Annotated in this window: 14 protein-coding genes and 1 pseudogene; 6 read left to right on the forward strand and 9 right to left on the reverse strand. The window is 72.8% G+C overall.

Annotated elements, in window-relative coordinates; genetic code table 11:
* Window positions 1-9: 9 nt before the first annotated feature.
* Entirely contained in the window at window positions 10-2,907 is a 2,898-nt protein-coding gene (locus ABZ078_RS29200) for a glycosyl hydrolase 115 family protein (protein ID WP_356580140.1), read from the reverse strand.
* Between the two features lie 316 nt (window positions 2,908-3,223).
* Between ABZ078_RS29200 and ABZ078_RS29205 the strand changes: the two genes are divergently transcribed.
* A complete protein-coding gene (locus ABZ078_RS29205; protein WP_356580087.1) occupies window positions 3,224-3,865 on the forward strand; it encodes a phosphoribosyltransferase family protein in 642 nt (213 codons plus the stop codon).
* A 529-nt stretch (window positions 3,866-4,394) separates the two neighbouring features.
* Here ABZ078_RS29205 and ABZ078_RS29210 read toward each other — a convergent pair.
* Window positions 4,395-5,519: a CapA family protein gene (locus ABZ078_RS29210; protein ID WP_356580089.1), complete on the reverse strand. Its 1,125-nt coding sequence runs from the start codon at window positions 5,517-5,519 to the stop codon at window positions 4,395-4,397.
* 130 nt (window positions 5,520-5,649) lie between these two features.
* On the opposite strand from ABZ078_RS29210, the gene ABZ078_RS29215 reads away from it, so the two are divergent.
* Window positions 5,650-7,062, forward strand: coding sequence for an RtcB family protein (locus ABZ078_RS29215; protein WP_356580091.1), 1,413 nt, complete (start codon window positions 5,650-5,652; stop codon window positions 7,060-7,062).
* Window positions 7,063-7,321: 259 nt separating this feature from the next.
* Here the strand turns inward: ABZ078_RS29215 and ABZ078_RS29220 are convergent, their stop codons facing one another.
* Together ABZ078_RS29220 and ABZ078_RS29225 are read right to left on the reverse strand one after the other, a co-directional pair.
* On the reverse strand, window positions 7,322-7,777 hold the full coding sequence (locus ABZ078_RS29220; protein ID WP_356580093.1) for an archease: 456 nt from the start codon (window positions 7,775-7,777) through the stop codon (window positions 7,322-7,324).
* Window positions 7,778-7,821: 44 nt separating this feature from the next.
* Window positions 7,822-8,118, reverse strand: a complete 297-nt coding sequence (locus ABZ078_RS29225) for a hypothetical protein (RefSeq protein ID WP_356580095.1) — start codon at window positions 8,116-8,118, stop codon at window positions 7,822-7,824.
* 223 nt (window positions 8,119-8,341) lie between these two features.
* On the opposite strand from ABZ078_RS29225, the pseudogene ABZ078_RS29230 reads away from it, so the two are divergent.
* A pseudogene (locus ABZ078_RS29230) lies at window positions 8,342-9,555 on the forward strand (SLC13 family permease).
* A gap of 36 nt (window positions 9,556-9,591) precedes the next feature.
* Window positions 9,592-10,920, forward strand: coding sequence for an enolase C-terminal domain-like protein (locus tag ABZ078_RS29235; RefSeq protein WP_356580097.1), 1,329 nt, complete (start codon window positions 9,592-9,594; stop codon window positions 10,918-10,920).
* A gap of 15 nt (window positions 10,921-10,935) precedes the next feature.
* Here the strand turns inward: ABZ078_RS29235 and ABZ078_RS29240 are convergent, their stop codons facing one another.
* On the reverse strand, window positions 10,936-11,748 hold the full coding sequence (locus tag ABZ078_RS29240) for an amidohydrolase family protein (protein WP_356580099.1): 813 nt from the start codon (window positions 11,746-11,748) through the stop codon (window positions 10,936-10,938).
* A 131-nt stretch (window positions 11,749-11,879) separates the two neighbouring features.
* Here ABZ078_RS29240 and ABZ078_RS29245 point away from each other — a divergent pair, with 131 nt between their 5' ends.
* Both ABZ078_RS29245 and ABZ078_RS29250 read left to right on the forward strand, forming a co-directional pair.
* A complete protein-coding gene (locus tag ABZ078_RS29245; protein WP_356580101.1) occupies window positions 11,880-12,344 on the forward strand; it encodes an SRPBCC domain-containing protein in 465 nt (154 codons plus the stop codon).
* 102 nt (window positions 12,345-12,446) lie between these two features.
* The gene (locus ABZ078_RS29250; RefSeq protein ID WP_356580103.1) at window positions 12,447-13,508 is read left to right on the forward strand and encodes a pectate lyase; all 1,062 of its coding nucleotides are present in this window, start codon (window positions 12,447-12,449) and stop codon (window positions 13,506-13,508) included.
* A 29-nt stretch (window positions 13,509-13,537) separates the two neighbouring features.
* Here ABZ078_RS29250 and ABZ078_RS29255 read toward each other — a convergent pair whose 3' ends face one another.
* From ABZ078_RS29255 to ABZ078_RS29270, 4 genes are all read right to left on the reverse strand, one after another.
* Window positions 13,538-13,921 (reverse strand): luciferase family protein, encoded by a 384-nt coding sequence (locus ABZ078_RS29255; RefSeq protein ID WP_356580105.1) that lies wholly within the window; start codon window positions 13,919-13,921, stop codon window positions 13,538-13,540.
* Between the two features lie 103 nt (window positions 13,922-14,024).
* Window positions 14,025-14,945: a YceI family protein gene (locus ABZ078_RS29260; RefSeq protein ID WP_356580107.1), complete on the reverse strand. Its 921-nt coding sequence runs from the start codon at window positions 14,943-14,945 to the stop codon at window positions 14,025-14,027.
* A gap of 62 nt (window positions 14,946-15,007) precedes the next feature.
* A complete protein-coding gene (locus ABZ078_RS29265; RefSeq protein WP_356580109.1) occupies window positions 15,008-16,090 on the reverse strand; it encodes a maleylacetate reductase in 1,083 nt (360 codons plus the stop codon).
* Complete coding sequence (locus ABZ078_RS29270) at window positions 16,087-16,944, reverse strand: intradiol ring-cleavage dioxygenase (RefSeq protein ID WP_356580111.1); 858 nt, start codon at window positions 16,942-16,944, stop codon at window positions 16,087-16,089. The genes ABZ078_RS29265 and ABZ078_RS29270 overlap by 4 nt, the downstream gene beginning before the upstream one ends.
* Window positions 16,945-16,956: the final 12 nt, after the last annotated feature.

A 16,956-nucleotide genomic window follows, 5' to 3' on the forward strand; every position in this document is an offset into this window, starting at 1 on the left:
CGCCTGGGGCTACCGCCCCGGTGCGCGCTCCGGGTCGGGGTTGAACACCGGGTGGTAGCTCTCCGGCGGCGCCAGGTAGCTGACGGGCAGCCCACCGGTGTCGATCACGATCTGGTCGACGACTATGCCCGGATCGACCATGAACAGGCGCAGTACGTGGTCACCGGGCTCGTCCACCGTCACCCGGGCGGTCAGCCGCTCCACGCCGTCCTCCACGTTGCGGGCCCAGGCGTCGCCCCGGTTGCCGGTGGCGACGGCCTGGCCCGACAGGACGGTGGCCGGCTGGTCGTCGACCGCGACGGCCAGCCGGCGATGCCCGCGCTCGTCGAGGGACGGCAACCGCAGGACGGTGACCGCGAAGGTGCCGGCGCCCTCGAAGCGCACCCGGTACCTCAACTCCGGTGCCTTGGCGGCGAAGTCGGCGGTGACCGGAGCCGCCGTCGACGGCACCGCCTCCATGGCTGCCGTACGGCGGCCCAGTCCGCGCACCGCCCGCCAGCGGGCCCCGCCGCGCGCCACCCGGTGGTCGGCGTGCACGGCGTCGATCGAGACGTACCCGTGGGCCGCCACGAACCCACGGGCCCGCCGGCGCGCCCGCTCACCGTCGTTGACCACCCGCAACGGCACCTCCACCCGCTGCCCGCCCCCGCTGACGGCGACCGTCGCGTCGTACGTGCCCTCCGGCATCCGCGCCCAGTCGATCTCCACCCACACCCGGGTCTGCTCGGTGAGCGAGCCTCCCGTCGTGCTCAGCAGCACCCAGGGCCGGCTCGCCTGCGCCGACCAGTCGAGCGGAAGGAAGCCGGTGTTGAAGACGTCGAGGAAGCGGCTGTCCCGCGTGTAGGAGGAGAAGGACAGCGGGCGCTGGACCCCGGTCTCGTTGCCCTCGGCCGCCACACCCAGCCCCGAGGTCTCCTGCCGGGCGAGGCGGGTGACCGTCGGGCGGCCGGGCGCCTTGGGGATCTGGGAGGGGTACGGATTGACGATGCCGTCCCATTTCCCTCCCGCCACCTCGGTGTTGTACCGCCTGGTGAGCGCGGCCTCCTCGGCGTGGGCCGCCTCGGCCAGGTCCGCGAACCGGTTGGTCCCGGCGCCGCGTCCCTGCCGGACCGCGAGCGCGTTGCGGTCCGCCCAGTAGTACTTGAGGTTCATCAAGTACGCGCCGTGCACCGGGTATTCGACCAGTTCGTAGTAGGCGTCCCGGTACGCCTCGGGCAGCTTGGCGCCCAGCGCGCGGACCCGCTCCAGCAACCGCTCGTACGCGGCCATGCGCCGGCCCGCCTCGTCGCCGTGGTGGACGACGGAGAAGACCCCGCGGTCGATGAACTCCGGGCGTCGCTCCGCCGCGAGGCGGTAGTACTCGCCGCGCAGGGCGGCGATCTCGCGGCCGTACCGGCGGCCGAACTGCCTCCCCGCCCACTCGGCGAGGAAGTCCTCCACGTCGTCGGCGCCCCACCGGTCGACGTCCCAGGCCATGTCCATGCAGAAGGACAGTCCGGTCTCGATCGACTTCACGTCGCCCACGTTGAAGATCCACATCCGGTCGACGCCGTGCTCGTACACGCGCCGCAACTCCTGCCACACCTTGGCCGGTTGGGTGGTGTCGAGCCAGAGATAGCTTTTCGGTCGGCCCCAGTAGGAGAGGTGGTAGTAGATGCCGTTGCCGCCCGCGCGCCGCCGCTCGGCGTCGTTCGGCAGCTGGCGCATGTTGCCGTGGTTGTCGTCCGGCCAGATCAGCGTGACGTCGTCGGGGACCTGGACGCCCGCGTTGTACAGCTCCAGGACCTCCTTGTACGGGATGAAGATCTGCGGCTCGGCGGCCGCGCCGACCTCCTCGGCCAGGATGCGGCGCTGGTCGGCGATGATGTCGTTCATCACCGCGACCTTCTCGGGAATGGTCGTGGCGTACTTGGTCTCCAGCGCGCTGTCGTGCAGACCGCGCATGCCGATCGTCCAACTGCTCTCGTACGAGGCGTTCTGTCTGGCCCTGGCCCTCCAGTAGTCGGAGATGACCTCGGGGTTCACCGTGTAGTCGTACAGCGGCAGGGCGCCGTCCGCGCCGCGGTGCTCCTCGGCCCACGGCGCCCACTCGTGGACGCCGTTGCGCAGCAGGGCCTCGGGGTGGCTGGAGCCGACGACGATGCCGTAGCGGTCCGCCAGTTCCGGGTTCTCGCGGTGCTTGTTGAAGAAGTCGGAGTACGGATGCATGGCCGGCCACAGGTAGTTGGCCTTGAGGCGGAGCAGCAGCTCGAAGACCCGCTTGTAGGTCTCGGGGCCGATGTTCTTGTCCGGCTCCTGGGTGCGACGCGACCAAGTGGTGAGGTTCTGCTCGTCGTTGACGAAGACACCCCGGTAACGCACCGAGGGCTCGTACCGTTTGATCGGCCCCGCGGGCACCGTCACCGTGTCACGGCGGGGCACGGGCACGTCGGCCCACCAGTACCACGGGGAGACCCCGATGCGCTCCGAGGTGTCGTAGACGCCGTAGACCGTGCCGCGCCGGTCACTGCCCGCGATCACCAGGGCGCGCTCCACCCCGGGCAGCGGGCGCTCCACCACCTGCGTCACCGACGCCTCCCAGCGGCCTTTCACCCGCGAGACGTCCAGGCGCCCGCGTGCGGCGAGCCGGTCGATGACGGGGCTGGCGCCGAGGGTGCCGATCAGCACCAGTCCCGCGGCCGTCTCCGGGAGCGTGTGGCGCAGCTCCGGCCGGACGCCGCCGACGCGTTCGACGTCCGCGCGGAGATCGCCGGCCGCGCGGATCACGGCGGGGTCGTCCGCCGCGTCGACGTACAGCTCGACGGCGGCGCCGCCCCGCACCAGCGGGAAGTCGGGCCGGTCCGACGCGGCCCGGGCGGCCGTGGGGAGCACGCCGGGCACCAGCGGGGCCACGCCGACGGCGGCCATGCCCCGCAGGAACGCCTTGCGGGACCACGGCTGGGACGGGTGGGGCGATGCGTGGTGCGGCACGGGGCGGTTCCTTTCGCGCATGGCTGTGGGGGCGTGGAGCGAGGAACGACGGGAGCGTGCGGGCGGTGGCAGGGTTGGCATGACCCGGCTAGAAAGCGCTTGCCGTCGGGAACCCTAGGCCAGGTCGGCACGACGGGTCCAGACCCGTGCGGGGAGCAGGACCAGCCGATCCGAGGACGCTTCAGGCGGGCCTCGTGCCGTGTGTCCGGTGCCGGTGGGTGGGGTACGCGGCGACGGACGGAAGGGGAGACCCATGCTGTTCCGTGACCGCAGGGAGGCCGGGCAGGAGCTGGCGGAGCAACTGCGCGTCCGGCAGGAGAAGGGCCTCCTCGCGCATCCCGTGGTCCTCGCCCTGCCCCGCGGCGGTGTCGCGGTCGCCCGGGAGATCGCCCGGGTGCTGCAGGCCCCGCTGGACGTGCTCGTCGTACGCAAGATCGGGGCCCCGTTCCACGAGGAGTTCGGGGTCGGCGCGCTCGCGGGCGACGACCCTCCGCTTTTCGACGAGGCGACGCTGTACCGGCTGGGGCTGAGCGAGGCGGATCTGGCGCCGGTGGTGGAGCGCGAGCGCAGGGAACTGCGGCGGCGCGAGGAACGCTATCGGCAGGGCCGGCCGGCGCCGCCGCTGCGCGACCGCACCGCCGTGGTCGTGGACGACGGCGTGGCGACCGGCTCGACCGCGCGCGTCGCCCTGCGCGCGGTACGCAGCCGGCAGCCCCGGCGCCTGGTCCTGGCCGTACCGGTCTGCGCACCGGAGGCGGCCGAGGAGTTGCGCCGGGAGGTGGACGACTTCGTCTGCCTCCATGAGCCGAGGCTGTTCAGCGCGGTCGGCGAGTGGTACCAGGACTTCGGCCAGCTGACCGACGCGGATGTGCTGGAGGCACTGCGCGGCGACTGACGCTCACGGAGGATCACTCCGGGCCACCCTCGGGCATCGGCCGTGTCCGATGGGGCTCTCGACGGCCCCTCCCCGGTCGGCGGCCTCAACCCGGCGTGCACCGCCCGGCCCCCGCGCGACCAGCAGGTCCGCCTCCGCGGCCCAGTCCGGGAAGCCCTCAACGCCCGCGCCCACATCACGATCGGAGCCCGGACCGGACGCGACAGCCGTACGCCACGTGCCAGGTGGCGCACCGGACGGCAGCGCGGCCGATTCCGGCCGCGGCCCAGATCGCGGGCGCGCGTCGCGACGCCCGGCTCGGCCGTGCTCCCGCGCCGACGCGACCGCGGCTTCGACCGCCGGCGGTGACCCGCCGGGCGAATCGCCGTCCGGCGGGGCAGCCGGGGGGGTCGGCTCGGGGGCCGCCGTCGCAGGCCACGCGGTGTCCGGCGTGGCGCAGCGACAGCCCCGCCAGGGCGAAACGGGGCCGGTTCGTCGCGTCGGCGTCGAGGAGGGGCGGCGAAGTCGGCGGTTGAGCGGAGCCGGCGGTTCACGCGGTGGTTCGGGAGGCGGATTTCGTCAGGGTGAGGGCGCCGTCCGCGGCCAGGGCGAGACGGGTGCCGTAGGCGATGCGGTCGAGGGTGGCGTGCAGCCAGGCGCGGTCCTCGGGCGGCGCCGGCTCCAGGCGCATGCGGCGGGCGAGGAGGGGCAGCATGCGCAGGTCGGTCAGTTCGCCGGTCTCCGCCGCCACCGTCACGAGGTAGGCGATACGCAGGTCGTCGCGGTACTCCTCGTACCCCGGGATGCCCTCGTAGTCGTCGATGAAGTCGCCGCAGCCGTGCAGGATCAGCCGGTTCCGGTAGAGCTCGACGGGGCGTGGGTGGTGGGAGGAGTGGCCGTGGACGAGGTCGGCGCCGCCGTCCACCAGGGCGTGCGCGAAGCGGCGCTGGTCGCGGGGGACGAGGTAGCCCCAGTTGGAGCCCCAGTGCACGGACACCACCACGAGGTCGCCGGGCCGCTTGACCTGCCGGATGCGCCGTACCGCCGCGGCGGCCGTGGCGGGCGACAACTCGGGCGCGTAGGCGACCCCGGGCAGGTCCGCCGTGGCCGCCCAGCCGGGCGGGATGCCGCTGTTGCCGCAGCCCAGGGCGAAGACGAGTACGCGGCCGCCGTGGGGGAGCGGGAGCGCCACCGGCGCGTACGCCTCCTCGGCGCCGCGCCCCGCGCCCGCCGTCCGCAGCCCGGCCCCGTGCAGCACGTCGAGCGTCTCCTCCAGGCCCGCGCGCCCGAAGTCCCGTACGTGGTTGTTGGCCAGGACGCAGACATCGGGCCGGGCAACGGTCAGGGCGGGCACGTTGGCCGGATGCATGCGGTAGTGGACCGCCTTGCCGGGCTCGAACGCGTCACTGCGCGTGACGGACGTCTCCAGGTTGACGATCCGGACGTCCGGCGCGCTCGCCTCCAGCAGCGCCAACGCCTCGCCCCACGGCCAGGACGGGTCGACCGGCGCCGGGATCGGGCCGCTCACCGACTCCGCCATGCTCACGTAGGAGCGGGCGTCCGTGACGTACCCCTCCCGCAGCGCCGGGTCGCCGGGCCGGGCCAGGATCTGGTCGACGCCGCGTCCGAGCATCACGTCGCCGCAGACGAACAGCGTCACACCGTCGCCGCTCATGTCTCAACCGTACGAAATTCCCCACCCGTGCCGCCGGGGCACTCGGCGCGATAGCGAGCGCCCCACGCGGGTACCCCGCACCTGCGGCGCCGGGCGCCGCGGACCGCCGGACGAGGCGCGGGAGGCTGACATGGAACTGGTCGAGGAGGCTCCCCACCGCTTCCGTATCGACCCGCACGGCCCGATGCGCGTGCCGGGCGTGGTGTTCGCGTCCCGGAACCTGCTGCGGGACGCCGAGAAGTCCCTGGAGCAGGTGGCCAATGTCGCGACGCTGCCGGGGATCGTCGCCGCGTCGTACGCCATGCCCGACATCCACTGGGGTTACGGCTTTCCCATCGGCGGTGTCGCCGCCACCGACGTGGCCGACGGCGGTGTGGTCTCGCCGGGCGGGGTCGGCTTCGACATCTCCTGCGGCGTACGGCTGCTGGCCGCCGACACCGATCACGAGGGGCTGGCGTCGGCGCTCCCCGCGGTGATGGACGGCCTGGACCGGGCGATCCCGCGAGGCGCCGGTCCCGGCGGGGTGTGGCACCTGACCGGCCCCGGGCAGTTGGAGCGCATCCTGCGCGGCGGCTCCCGGTACGCGGTGCAGGAGGGCCATGGCGAGGAGCGTGACCTGAGGCGCTGCGAGGACGGCGGGGCGGTCGCCGACGCCGACGTGGACCAGGTGAGCGCGCGGGCACGCGAGCGCGGCCTCGGCCAGGTCGGCAGCCTCGGGTCCGCCAACCACTTCCTGGAGGTGCAGCGCGTCGACGAGGTGTACGACGCGGCGGCCGCCGCCGCGTTCGGGCTCGCCGTCGGCCAGGTGTGCGTGATGATCCACTGCGGTTCCCGCGGCCTCGGTCACCAGATCTGCACCGATCACGTCCGGCTGATGGACGCCGCGATGGCCCGCTACGGCATCAAGGTCCCCGACCGCCAACTGGCCTGCACGCCGGTCGAGTCACCGGAGGGGCGGAGGTACCTCGGCGCGATGGCCGCCGCGGCCAACTACGGCCGGGCGAACCGTCAGTTGCTCTCCGACGCGGCCCGCCGGACCTTCCACCGCGCCGCGCGCACCCGGCTGTCCCTGGTGTACGACGTCTCCCACAACCTCGCCAAGATCGAGACCCATCCCGTGGCCGGCACCCACCGCACCCTGTGCGTGCACCGCAAGGGCGCGACCCGTGCCTTCCCGCCCGGCCATCCGGATCTGCCCGAGGACCTGCGCGAGGTCGGCCAGCCGGTCTTGATCCCCGGGACGATGGGCACCGCCTCGTACGTCCTGGTCGGCGTGTCCCCCGGCGACGCCTTCTTCTCCACCTGCCACGGCGCGGGCCGCGTCCTCAGCCGCCACCGGGCCGCGCGGGCGGTGGGTGGCGGGGAGTTGCGGGCCCGTCTGGAGTCCGCGGGGATCGCGGTGCGTCCGCGGTCGTTGCGCGGGTTGGCGGAGGAGACCCCGGAGGCGTACAAGGACGTGAGCGAGGTGGTGGCCGCGAGTGAGGGCGCGGGGCTGTGCCGGACGGTGGCGCGGTTGGTGCCGCTGGGCGTGGTGAAGGGCTGAGCCGGCGGGAGCGGGCGCGCATCGCCGCGTCGGCGTGCTGGTGCCCAGGCCCAGGCCCAGGCCCAGGCCATCCGCCGAGGGCGAGGAGCGTCCGAGCGTGCGCAGTCGTCACCGGGCCGCGCGGGTGGTGGGTGGTGGGTGGCGGGGAGTTGCGGGCCCGTCTGGAGTCGGTGGGGATCGCGGTGCGTCCGCGGTCGTTGCGCGGGTCGGCGGAGGAGAACCCGGGGCGTACAAGGACGTGAGCGTGCAGGGCTGAGCCTCACACGTCCACGGTCACCGCGCAGGACCACCCGTACGGGCCCGGTCCGATGTGCAGCCCGTGCCAGGAGATGCCCTTCGGCGTGGCGCCGGTGACCTCCACGTCGGCCAGTTCGGCGAGGGCGAGGCGGACGTCCAGGTCGCCGTCCGTGGTGTCGGCCTCCAGGTCGACGGGCACCCGGCCGTCCACGTCGAGCCGGAAGACGACCTCGTCCAGGAGCGCGGTCAATAGGTCCTCGTCGCTGTCCTCGGTGAGCCGCACCCGCTCCACCGAGGTCGGCCGCACCGCGGTGACGTCGGCGAAGCACTCCACCATGCCCAGCGCGGCCTCCACCAGGCAGCGCTCGCGGCTGGCGCCCCATGCCTCGATCCGCACGTCGGCCGTGTGCGGCACCGCCCGGTGGCCGCTTCCGCCGCTCCGCCGTGTCTGGATGTCGTCGTCCGTGTCACCGACCATCGGCATCACCTGATCCGCTCGTGCCGTCCGGGATCTCGGTCCGGTCAGGCCCGCGCGCCCGGGTCCGGCGTCCTGTGGAACGGGGAGAAGCGGCGGGGCTCGTGCCGCCGCGGGCCGCGGTGGCGGTGGTGGGTCGCCCCGCGCCTCACCATGGCCAGCCCGAGGCAGAACAGGAGCGCGAGGGCGAGACCCGAGCAGAAGACCGCCAGCGTGTTCATGGTCGCGAGCCCCTGGTCGAGCACCGAGACGGAGTACTCAGGTCCGCCGGAGAGGTTGTCGGCGATGACCAGGCCGGTGAACGCACCCGTGGCCGCGAGAAGGAGCAGTCCGAGGAACAGCATCCGAGTCACCTCCCAGGAGGGTGCTGCACCGATAGGGGTACCCGCGACCGGGCACGGCGTACCGCCGGGGACGAGGAGACAGGCGCGGACCCACGCGGACCCATTGACCTCGACCATCCACGATCATAATCTCCGTCCTCATATGTAGATGCCATCTTCATGTGAGGACCCCATTCAGTGGGGTGAACGGTGAACGGACGCGGCGTTCAAAGGAGAACCGCACATGCCGCTCGTGGTGGTCGGGATCAGTGTCCTGGTCCTGCTCGTCCTGATGACCAAGCTCAGACTGAACGGCTTCGCCGCCCTGCTCCTGGCGGGGCATCGGACTGGACAAGATTCCGGACCAAATCGGCGACACCATGCTCACCATCGGGCTCGGTGCCATGGTCGGCCGGGTGATGGGGGACTCCGGCGCCGCCCAGCGCATGGCCGGCCGGCTCCTCGACGTGTGCGGGCCGCGCCGGGTGCAGGTGGCCATGGTGCTCACGGCCATGCTCATCGGCGTGACGATGTTCTACGAGGTGGCCTTCGTCATCATCGTCCCGATCGCCTTCACCCTCGTCCGGGGCACCCGCTCCACCCTGCTGTGGGTCGGGCTGCCCATGTCGATCGCCCTGTCCACCATGCACAGCTTCCTGCCGCCGCACCCCGGGCCCACCGCGGTGGCCGCCACCTTCCACGCGTCCGTCGGACTGACCCTGTTCCACGGCCTGTTCATCGCCGTCCCCGTCGGCGCGTTCGTCGCCCTGCTGTGGCCGCGCCTGCCCTTCGTCCCGGTCGCTGTCCGTGGCCCTGCTGCCCGTGGTGCTCATCGCCGGTGCCGCCGTGACCGACCTGGCCGGCCCGGGCGACGGCGCCCTGACGCACTTCGTCGCCTTCGCCGGCTCCGCACCGATCGCCCTGCTGCTCACCCTGCTCGTGGCGATCTGGGCGTTCGGCCCGCGCATCGGCCGCAGCCTGGCCGAGGTCAGCGCCTCCTGCAAGGAGGCCGCCCAGGCGATGGCGATGATCCTGCTCGTCATCGGCGCGGGCGGCGCCTTCAAGAACGTCCTCGTCGAGGGCGGGATCTCCGACTACATCAAGGAGGCCACCGACGGCTGGTCCGTCTCCCCGATCGTCCTCGCCTGGCTGATCGCCGCCATCCTCCGCGTGGCGCTCGGCTCCGCGACCGTCGCCGTCGTCACCGCCTCCGGTGAGGCGCTGCCCCTGCTCGCGGGCAGCGGCGTCCACCCGGAGGTGATGGTCCTCGCCGTCTCCTGCGGATCGATCGCCTTCTCCCACGTCAACGACCCGGGCTTCTGGATGTTCAAGGAGTACTTCAACCTGTCCGTCCTGGACGCCATCAAGGCCCGCACCACCTACACGACGGTGCTCGCGATCCTCGGCCTCGGTGGCGTACTGGTCCTGGAACAGGTCCTCGACGTCCTCGGCGTCTGACCCACCACCCCCCTCACGAGAACGGCACCCACCGCCATGACCCAGCCTGTCGTCACCCGCTTCTCCGTGTACCCGGTCGCCGGCCGGGACTCGATGCTCCTCAACCTCTCCGGCGCGCACGCCCCGTTCTTCACCCGCAACGTCGTCGTCCTGGAGGACTCCGAGGGCCGCACGGGCCTGGGCGAGGTGCCCGGCGGCGAGAAGATCACGCGGACCCTGCGCGACGCCGAACCCCTGGTCGTCGGCGCCCGGCTGGGCGACCACAAGAACGTCCTGCGCACCATCGGGACGACGTTCGCCGACCGCGACTGCGGTGGCCGCGGCGCCCAGACCTTCGACCTGCGCACCACCGTCCACGCCGTCACCGCCGTCGAGTCAGCCCTCCTCGACCTGCTCGGGCAGCACCTCCAGGTCCCGGTCGCCGCCCTGCTCGGCGACGGCAAGCAGCGCGACGCCGTACGCGTGCTCGGCTACCTCTTCTACGTCGGCGACCCGGACCGCACCGACCTGGACTACGTCCGCGCACCCGACGCGGCCGTCGAGTGGTACCGCGTCCGGCACGAGGAGGCGCTGACCCCCGAGGCGATCGTCCGGCAGGCCGAGGCCACCTACGACCACTACGGCTTCCGCGACTTCAAGCTCAAGGGCGGCGTCCTGCCGGGCACGGAGGAGGTCAGGGCCGTGACCGCCCTGAAGGAGCGCTTCCCCGAGGCACGGATCACCCTCGACCCGAACGGCGCCTGGTCCCTGCGCGAGGCCGTCGAGCTGTGCCGTCCGCTCGTCGGCACGCTCGCCTACGCCGAGGACCCCTGCGGAGCGGAGGACGGCTACTCGGGCCGGGAGATCCTCGCGGAGTTCCGCCGGGCCACCGGGCTGCCCACGGCGACCAACATGATCGCCACGGACTGGCGTCAGCTCACCCACGCCCTGGCCCTGCAGTCGGTGTCGATCCCGCTGGCCGACCCGCACTTCTGGACCATGCGGGGCTCGGTGCGCGTCGCCCAGCTGTGCCACGCGATGGGCCTGACCTGGGGCTGCCACTCCAACAACCACTTCGACATCTCCCTGGCGATGATGACCCACTGCGGAGCGGCGGCCCCCGGCGAGTACAACGCCCTGGACACGCACTGGATCTGGCAGGAGGGACGGGAACGGCTCACCGTCGATCCGCCGAGGATCACCGGCGGCGAGGTCGCCGTGCCGGACACGCCCGGACTGGGGGTCCGCCTGGACAGGGACCGGCTGCTCGCGGCGCACGAGCTGTACCGGGAGAAGGCGCTGTCGGGCCGGGACGACGCGCTCGGGATGCGGTACCTGATCGACGGCTGGACCTTCGACGCGAAGCGGCCCTGTCTCGTGCGCTGAGTCCCTGAAAGCGGGTCAGAGGGCGAAGACGCGGCGGGCGTTCCCGTGCAGGAACAGCTCCCGCGTCTCCTCGTCCAGGTCCAGGGCGTCCAGGTGCTCCAGCGCCCGACTCGGCGTGATCATGGGGTAGTTGGAGCCGAACAGGACCTTGTGCCGGCCCCGGCCGCGCAGGTACTCCACCAGTTCCGGCGGATAGCGGCGGACGGTGTAGGCGCTCGTGTCGATGAACACCTTGGCGTGCTTGTCGGCGACCGCGATCATCTCCGCCGTCCACGGGTGGCCAATGTGCCCGCACACGATCGTCAGCTCCGGGAAGTCCAGCGCGACCTGGTCGATGTACGGGATGGGCCGCCCGGTCTCCGACGGGCGCAGCGGTCCCGTGTGCCCGACCTGGGTGCAGAACGGCACGCCGAGGTCCACGCAGGCCGCGTAAAGGGGGTAGTACAGCCGGTCGGTGGGCGGCAGCCCCCACAGCCACGGCACGACGCGCAGCGCCACGAAGCCCAACTCCTCGACCGCGCGCCGTAGTTCCCGTACCGCCGCCATGGGCCGGGCGAGGTCGGCGCCCGCCACTCCGCGCAGCCGGCCACGGGCCTGCTCGACGAAGGCGGCCACCTCGTCGTTGTCGATCAGCGGGCCCTGCGGCCCGTACCAGGCGGCCGCCAGGCCGATCTCCACGTCCGCGGCCTCCAGTGCCGCCACCGTCACCTCGACGGGCAGCGGCTCGTCGAGCCGCTCCATGCCGGTCCACCGGCGCAGCGACTCGAACATCTCGTGGTTGGCGTGGCGCAGCGTCGGATGCTGCATCCAGGCGTCTACGACGGGCATGGGTACCGCCTCTCGGGACGAAGGTCGGGCGTGCGCGGCCACGGTGTCCACCGCGTCCACCGCGTCCATCCGTACCCCACCCCTCCCCGTCCGGGAAGCGACGCTCCCAGGAGCGGCACTATCGTCGGGCCATGTACTCCACGCGAGTCTCCTGGTACGTGAACGCCCCGCGTGCGGCCGTCTACCGGGCACTGCTGGACGCGGACGCCGTCGCGCGGTGGCGGGTGCCGGACGGCATGACCGCCCGGGTGCACGAGTTCGACGCCCGCGAAGGAGGGGCGTTCCGTGTCTCGCTGACGTACGACATGCCGACCGGCACCGGGAAGTCGGACCCGCACACCGACACCTACCACGGACACTTCGTGCGGCTCGTGCCGGACGAGCGGGTGGTGGAGGCGGTCGAGTTCGAGACCGACGATCCCGCGCTGCGCGGCACGATGACCATGACCACCACCCTCACGGACGCCGGCGGCGGCACGGACGTCCTCGTCGTGCACGAGGGCGTCCCCGACGCCGTGCCGGCCGCGGACAACGAGACGGGCACGCGTATGGCCCTGGCCAACCTCGCCCGCCTCGTCGAGGGCGCAGCACGGTGATCTCATCGGGAAACCGATCGGCAACCTCCGGGCGTTCGGCGGCGACTACCGGTCGAGGAGGCTTACCCGTTGCCTCCCCGAGCCCGAACGAGAGTCACCGCGATGAGCACCAGAGCAACGCCGCGCAGACCGCGCAGACCGCGCAAGCACCGCAGGAGATCCGCCGACCGCCGTCGCCCGCTGCCGATCGGCCTGACCGGCGCACTGACGATCACCCTGGTCGCGGCCGCCGCGCTGGTCGGCGGCCTGCTGATGACGGGGCCCGGCTCCGGGCAGGACACGGCCAAGGGCGACGGCCCGACGCCCCAGCAGGCGAGCGGCACCCTCCGCTCCGCCGACTCGACGCCCGCGGCCTCCCCGTCGCCCGCCCAGTCATCGGCGTCCCCGTCCCCTTCGAAGGCGTCCGCCTCGCCCAGCGAACGTGCCACCGCCTCCCCGAAGCCGGACTCCGCCGCCCGTTCCTCGACCGCCTTCGCCGCCTGGCCCGCCTCAGCCGCCGACCGTCCGGTGCCCGCCACCATCGAGGTCTCCGGCACCTACGACGGCGGTCTCAAGCGCTTCCACGGTTCCGGAGCCCTCGGCGGCGACGGCCAGGACGAGGACCAGGGCGCGCTTTTCGAACTCGCCGACGGGGCAGTCCTGCAGAACGTGATCCTGGGCGCCCCGGCCGCCGACGGGGTGCACTGCCTGGGCACGTGCACCCTGCGGAACGTGTGGTGGGAGGACGTCGGCGAGGACGCGGCCACGTTCAAGGGCGCCTCGGCGTCGGCGACGTATCTCGTCCTCGGCGGTGGCGCCCGGCACGCGGACGACAAGGTCTTCCAGCACAACGGCGCCGGAACCGTGACCATCAGGGACTTCCAGGTCGCGGACTTCGGCAAGCTCTACCGCTCGTGCGGCAACTGCGACACCCAGCACGCACGCCATGTCGTCATCAGCCACGTCAAGGTGACCGGCCCGGCCGACGCCATCGCCGGCGTCAACGCCAACTACGGCGACACCGCGACCCTTTCGGGCGTGACGATCACGGGCGACGGCAACCGGGACATCACCGTCTGCGACCGCTTCCGGGGCAACGACAGCGGAGCCGAGCCGACCGGGACCGGCAGCGGACCGGACGGCACACACTGCCGCTACCGTGCCTCGGACGTCACCTACGACTGACGCCGCGCATACCTGTCCGGGCAGCACACCTAGCCACGGGGCAGCACCGTGACCCGACGGAAGTTGCACGCGTCCCCTGCCGTGCGCCCGGCGGGGGCGGGCCGGTGCTGATGGGCCTTGAGCGCGGCGCTGACCAGGCTCATCAGCAGGTCGACGTCCGTGTCGCAGTCGAGGTGTACCGTCACCCAGCTCGACCCCGGGACCAGCCGGATCGCGGTCGACTCCTGGAGGTCGTCGTGGAACCGCCGGATGACCGACGCCGTCAGATGCAGGTCCACGTCCCGGTCGGAATGGAAGTGCACGATCTCGCTGTGGACGGAGCGCAGTGCCCGCCCTGCGCCGCAACTGGCCGGGCCCGAGCGGAGATCGGGCCAGACCTGCAGTTGCTCCATGGCGCGTTGGGCCAGTGTCATGCCCCCATAGTCACCCGATCACCGCTCCGCAACCAGGGGTTGAGTGAACCGTAACCGTGGTGTGAGGTGATTCGATCACCGGACGACTACGCACGGTGAGGGCCTACTCCGGTGGCGTCGGGGTGTCGTGCGTGCGGTACATCGCCTGCACGTCCAACTCCAGCTGGACCGTGGGACCGACCACCGCGATGCCACGGGCGAGCATGCTGCGCCAGTTCAGCGTGAAGTCCTCCCGGTGCAGCTCCGCCTTGGCCAGCGCCGCGCACCGCAGCTCCTCGCCGTAGCCGCCGTTGACCGACCCCAGGTACGTCGTGTCCAGCTCCACCGAGCGGCTCACGCCGTGCATGGTGAGCGTGCCGTGCAGCGTCCACTTGGCGCCGCCCCGGTAGGCGAAGCGCCTGCTGGTGAAGTCGATGTACGGGTAGCGCTCGACGTCCAGGAAGTCGGCCGAACGCAGATGGTTGTCCCGGGTGTTGTTGCCGGTCGTGATGCTGGAGGCGTCGATGCGCACCGACACCTGGGACGCGCCCATGTCGGACGCGACCTGTATGCCGCCCGTGAACCGCTCGAAGCGGCCGTGGACATGGGCCATGCCGACGTGCTTGGCGATGAACCTGATCGCCGTGTGCGGCGGGTCGAACAGCCAGGTTCCGGGCGCCGGCAGGTCCAGCTGCCGGGCCGACGACAACTGCGCCCGCGCGGCGGGAAGCGGCGGACCGGCCGCGACGTCCAGGGTCTCCCGGTGCGGGGTCAGCCCCTCGGCCGTGATCATGAGGCTGTAGCGGCCCGGGGGCAGCGCCGCGAAGAACAGGCCGTACGGGTCCGTCGTCCCGCGTGCCACCACCTGGTGCGAGTCCAGCGCGGTCACGGTCACGTCGGCGCCCCGCATGGGCAGTCCCATCGGGTCCGTGACCTCACGGCCCACGACGCCCGCGCCGTCCGGCACGGGCAACGGGACGCCGGACGCCCCTCGGGAGCGTCGACTCCCTCGGGAGTTTCGACTCCTGAGCAGACCGAGGGGCATGGCGATCACCTTTCTTCCGGCGTGGGGGCTTCGAGAGTGGGGGGTGAAGGGGGAGGGGTTTGTCAGTGGGCGGCCATGGCCGGTGGTGCGCCTTCGTAGGCGGCTCGCAGCAGGGCGAGCACTCCGTCGGCCGTGACCGGGCGCGGGTTGGCGTACGCCTGGCCCGCGGTCACCGCCGCGGCCGTCGCCAAGTCGGCTTCCTGGAGACCGAGTTCGGCGAGGGAGCGCGGGGCGCCGAGACGGCCGGCCAGTTCCCGCAGGGCCGTCGGCGCGTCGGCCGCGTCCAGGGCGCGGGCCACCGTGGCGACGGCGTCCGGTGCGGCCGGCGCGTTGTGGGCCAGGGCGTACGGCAGCACCACCGTGTGCGTCTCGGCGTGCGGCAGGCCGAAGGTGCCGCCCAGGACATGGCACAGCTTGTGGTGCAGGCCCATGGTGGTGGCTCCCAGGCAGGACCCGCACAGCCAGGCGCCGTACAGCGCACGGCCGCGCGCCCGCAGCGACGTCGGTTCCGCGGCCACCTCCGGCAGCGCCCGCGCCATCGCCCGTACGCCGTCCTCGGCCATCAGCCGGACCAGGGGCGATGTGTCCGGGGCGTACAGCGCCTCCACGGCGTGCGCGAGGGCGTTGACGCCGCTGGCCACCGAGAGCGGTACGGGCAGGGAGAGGGTGAGCTCGGGGTCGTAGACCACGCTGCGGGGCTGCGCCCTCGGGTCCCGGCCGGTGCGCTTGGCGCCGTGCTCGGTCAGACCCCAGACCGGGGTCATCTCCGACCCGGAGTACGTGGACGGCACCGCGATCAGCGGCAGGCCGGTGCGCAGGGCGATCGCCTTGCCGAGCCCGATCGACGAGCCGCCGCCGACCGCCACGCAGCCGTCGGCGCCCGCCGCGCGCACCGCCTGGACGGCCACGTCGGCGATCTCGACCGGCACATGCATCCGGGCCCGGTCGTGCACGCCGACGCACGCCGGCCCGAGCGCGTCCGCGACCGCCCGCGCGGTGTCCGCGCCCCGCGTCCCGCACACCACCAGCACCCGCCGCAGCCCGAGCCGCCCGACCTCGTCCGGCGTCGCGGACACCGCCGCGCCGGGCCGGAAGACGACCCGCACGGGCAGGGCCTCGTAGGAGAAGTCGAGGACGTCCTTCACACGCGCTCCAGTACGAGGTCGAAGCGGGCGTGCCGGAACGGGTTCGGCACGCCGAACTCCCCGGCCGCCGACGGATCGTCGACCGGCGCGAAGTCCGCGACCAGGCCAGGCTTGACGGCGAACACCGCGTCCGAGTCGAGGTGGTCGCTCCCCGCCACGAAGATGTGCGTGGTCACCGGGGCGTGCCCCTCGGCCGAGGCGATGAAGTGGATGTGCGCGGGCCGGTAGGGGTGCCGTCCGGTGGCCCGCAGCAGCCCGCCGACCGGCCCGTCCGTCGGGATCGGGTACGGGCTCGGCACACACGTACGGAACCAGAACCGCCCCTCCTCGTCCGCGGTGAACAGGCCCCGGCCGTTGCCGGGAGGCTGCACGCCGGGCTGCTGCACGTCGTAGAAGCCGTTCCCGTCGGCCTGCCACACGTCGACCACCGCGCCGGGCAGTGGGCCGCCGCCCCGGGACAGCACCCGGCCGCTCACCACACAGGGCTCGCCGCCCCCCACCAGATCGATCGTCGCGCCGAGTGCGCGCGCCGGCGACTCGGTCATGTGGAACGGGCCGAGGACCGTCGACTCGGTGGCGCCCGGACCGTGCCGGTCGTTGATCGTCTCCACGAGCGTCGACAGGCCGAGCACGTCCGACAGCAGGATGAACTCCTGCCGGGTGTCCGTACACGCCTGCCCGGTCGAGGTCAGGAACCCGATCGCCCGCTCCCACTCCTCCCGCGTCAGCCGGGTCTCCCGCGCGAAGGCGTGCAGATGCCGGACGAGCCCGGTCAGCAGCTCCCGCAGCCGCGGATCGGGCGTGCCCCGCAGACTGGCGACCACCTCGCCCGTGACCGTCGTGTCGTCGCCCATGCCGGCCCCTTC

Source organism: Streptomyces sp. NPDC006385, assembly GCF_040612485.1.
Classification (GTDB): Bacteria; Actinomycetota; Actinomycetes; order Streptomycetales; family Streptomycetaceae; genus Streptomyces.

Excerpts from the sequence above, each read along its gene's own strand:
- ABZ078_RS29200 (WP_356580140.1), bottom strand. The coding sequence starts at position 2,907 with ATGGCCGCCGTCGGCGTGGCCCCGCTGGTGCCCGGCGTGCTCCCCACG.
- ABZ078_RS29205 (WP_356580087.1), top strand. The coding sequence starts at position 3,224 with ATGCTGTTCCGTGACCGCAGGGAGGCCGGGCAGGAGCTGGCGGAGCAA.
- ABZ078_RS29210 (WP_356580089.1), bottom strand. The coding sequence starts at position 5,519 with ATGAGCGGCGACGGTGTGACGCTGTTCGTCTGCGGCGACGTGATGCTC.
- ABZ078_RS29215 (WP_356580091.1), top strand. The coding sequence starts at position 5,650 with ATGGAACTGGTCGAGGAGGCTCCCCACCGCTTCCGTATCGACCCGCAC.
- ABZ078_RS29220 (WP_356580093.1), bottom strand. The coding sequence starts at position 7,777 with ATGGTCGGTGACACGGACGACGACATCCAGACACGGCGGAGCGGCGGA.
- ABZ078_RS29225 (WP_356580095.1), bottom strand. The coding sequence starts at position 8,118 with ATGCTGTTCCTCGGACTGCTCCTTCTCGCGGCCACGGGTGCGTTCACC.
- ABZ078_RS29235 (WP_356580097.1), top strand. The coding sequence starts at position 9,592 with ATGACCCAGCCTGTCGTCACCCGCTTCTCCGTGTACCCGGTCGCCGGC.
- ABZ078_RS29240 (WP_356580099.1), bottom strand. The coding sequence starts at position 11,748 with ATGCCCGTCGTAGACGCCTGGATGCAGCATCCGACGCTGCGCCACGCC.
- ABZ078_RS29245 (WP_356580101.1), top strand. The coding sequence starts at position 11,880 with ATGTACTCCACGCGAGTCTCCTGGTACGTGAACGCCCCGCGTGCGGCC.
- ABZ078_RS29250 (WP_356580103.1), top strand. The coding sequence starts at position 12,447 with ATGAGCACCAGAGCAACGCCGCGCAGACCGCGCAGACCGCGCAAGCAC.
- ABZ078_RS29255 (WP_356580105.1), bottom strand. The coding sequence starts at position 13,921 with ATGACACTGGCCCAACGCGCCATGGAGCAACTGCAGGTCTGGCCCGAT.
- ABZ078_RS29260 (WP_356580107.1), bottom strand. The coding sequence starts at position 14,945 with ATGCCCCTCGGTCTGCTCAGGAGTCGAAACTCCCGAGGGAGTCGACGC.
- ABZ078_RS29270 (WP_356580111.1), bottom strand. The coding sequence starts at position 16,944 with ATGGGCGACGACACGACGGTCACGGGCGAGGTGGTCGCCAGTCTGCGG.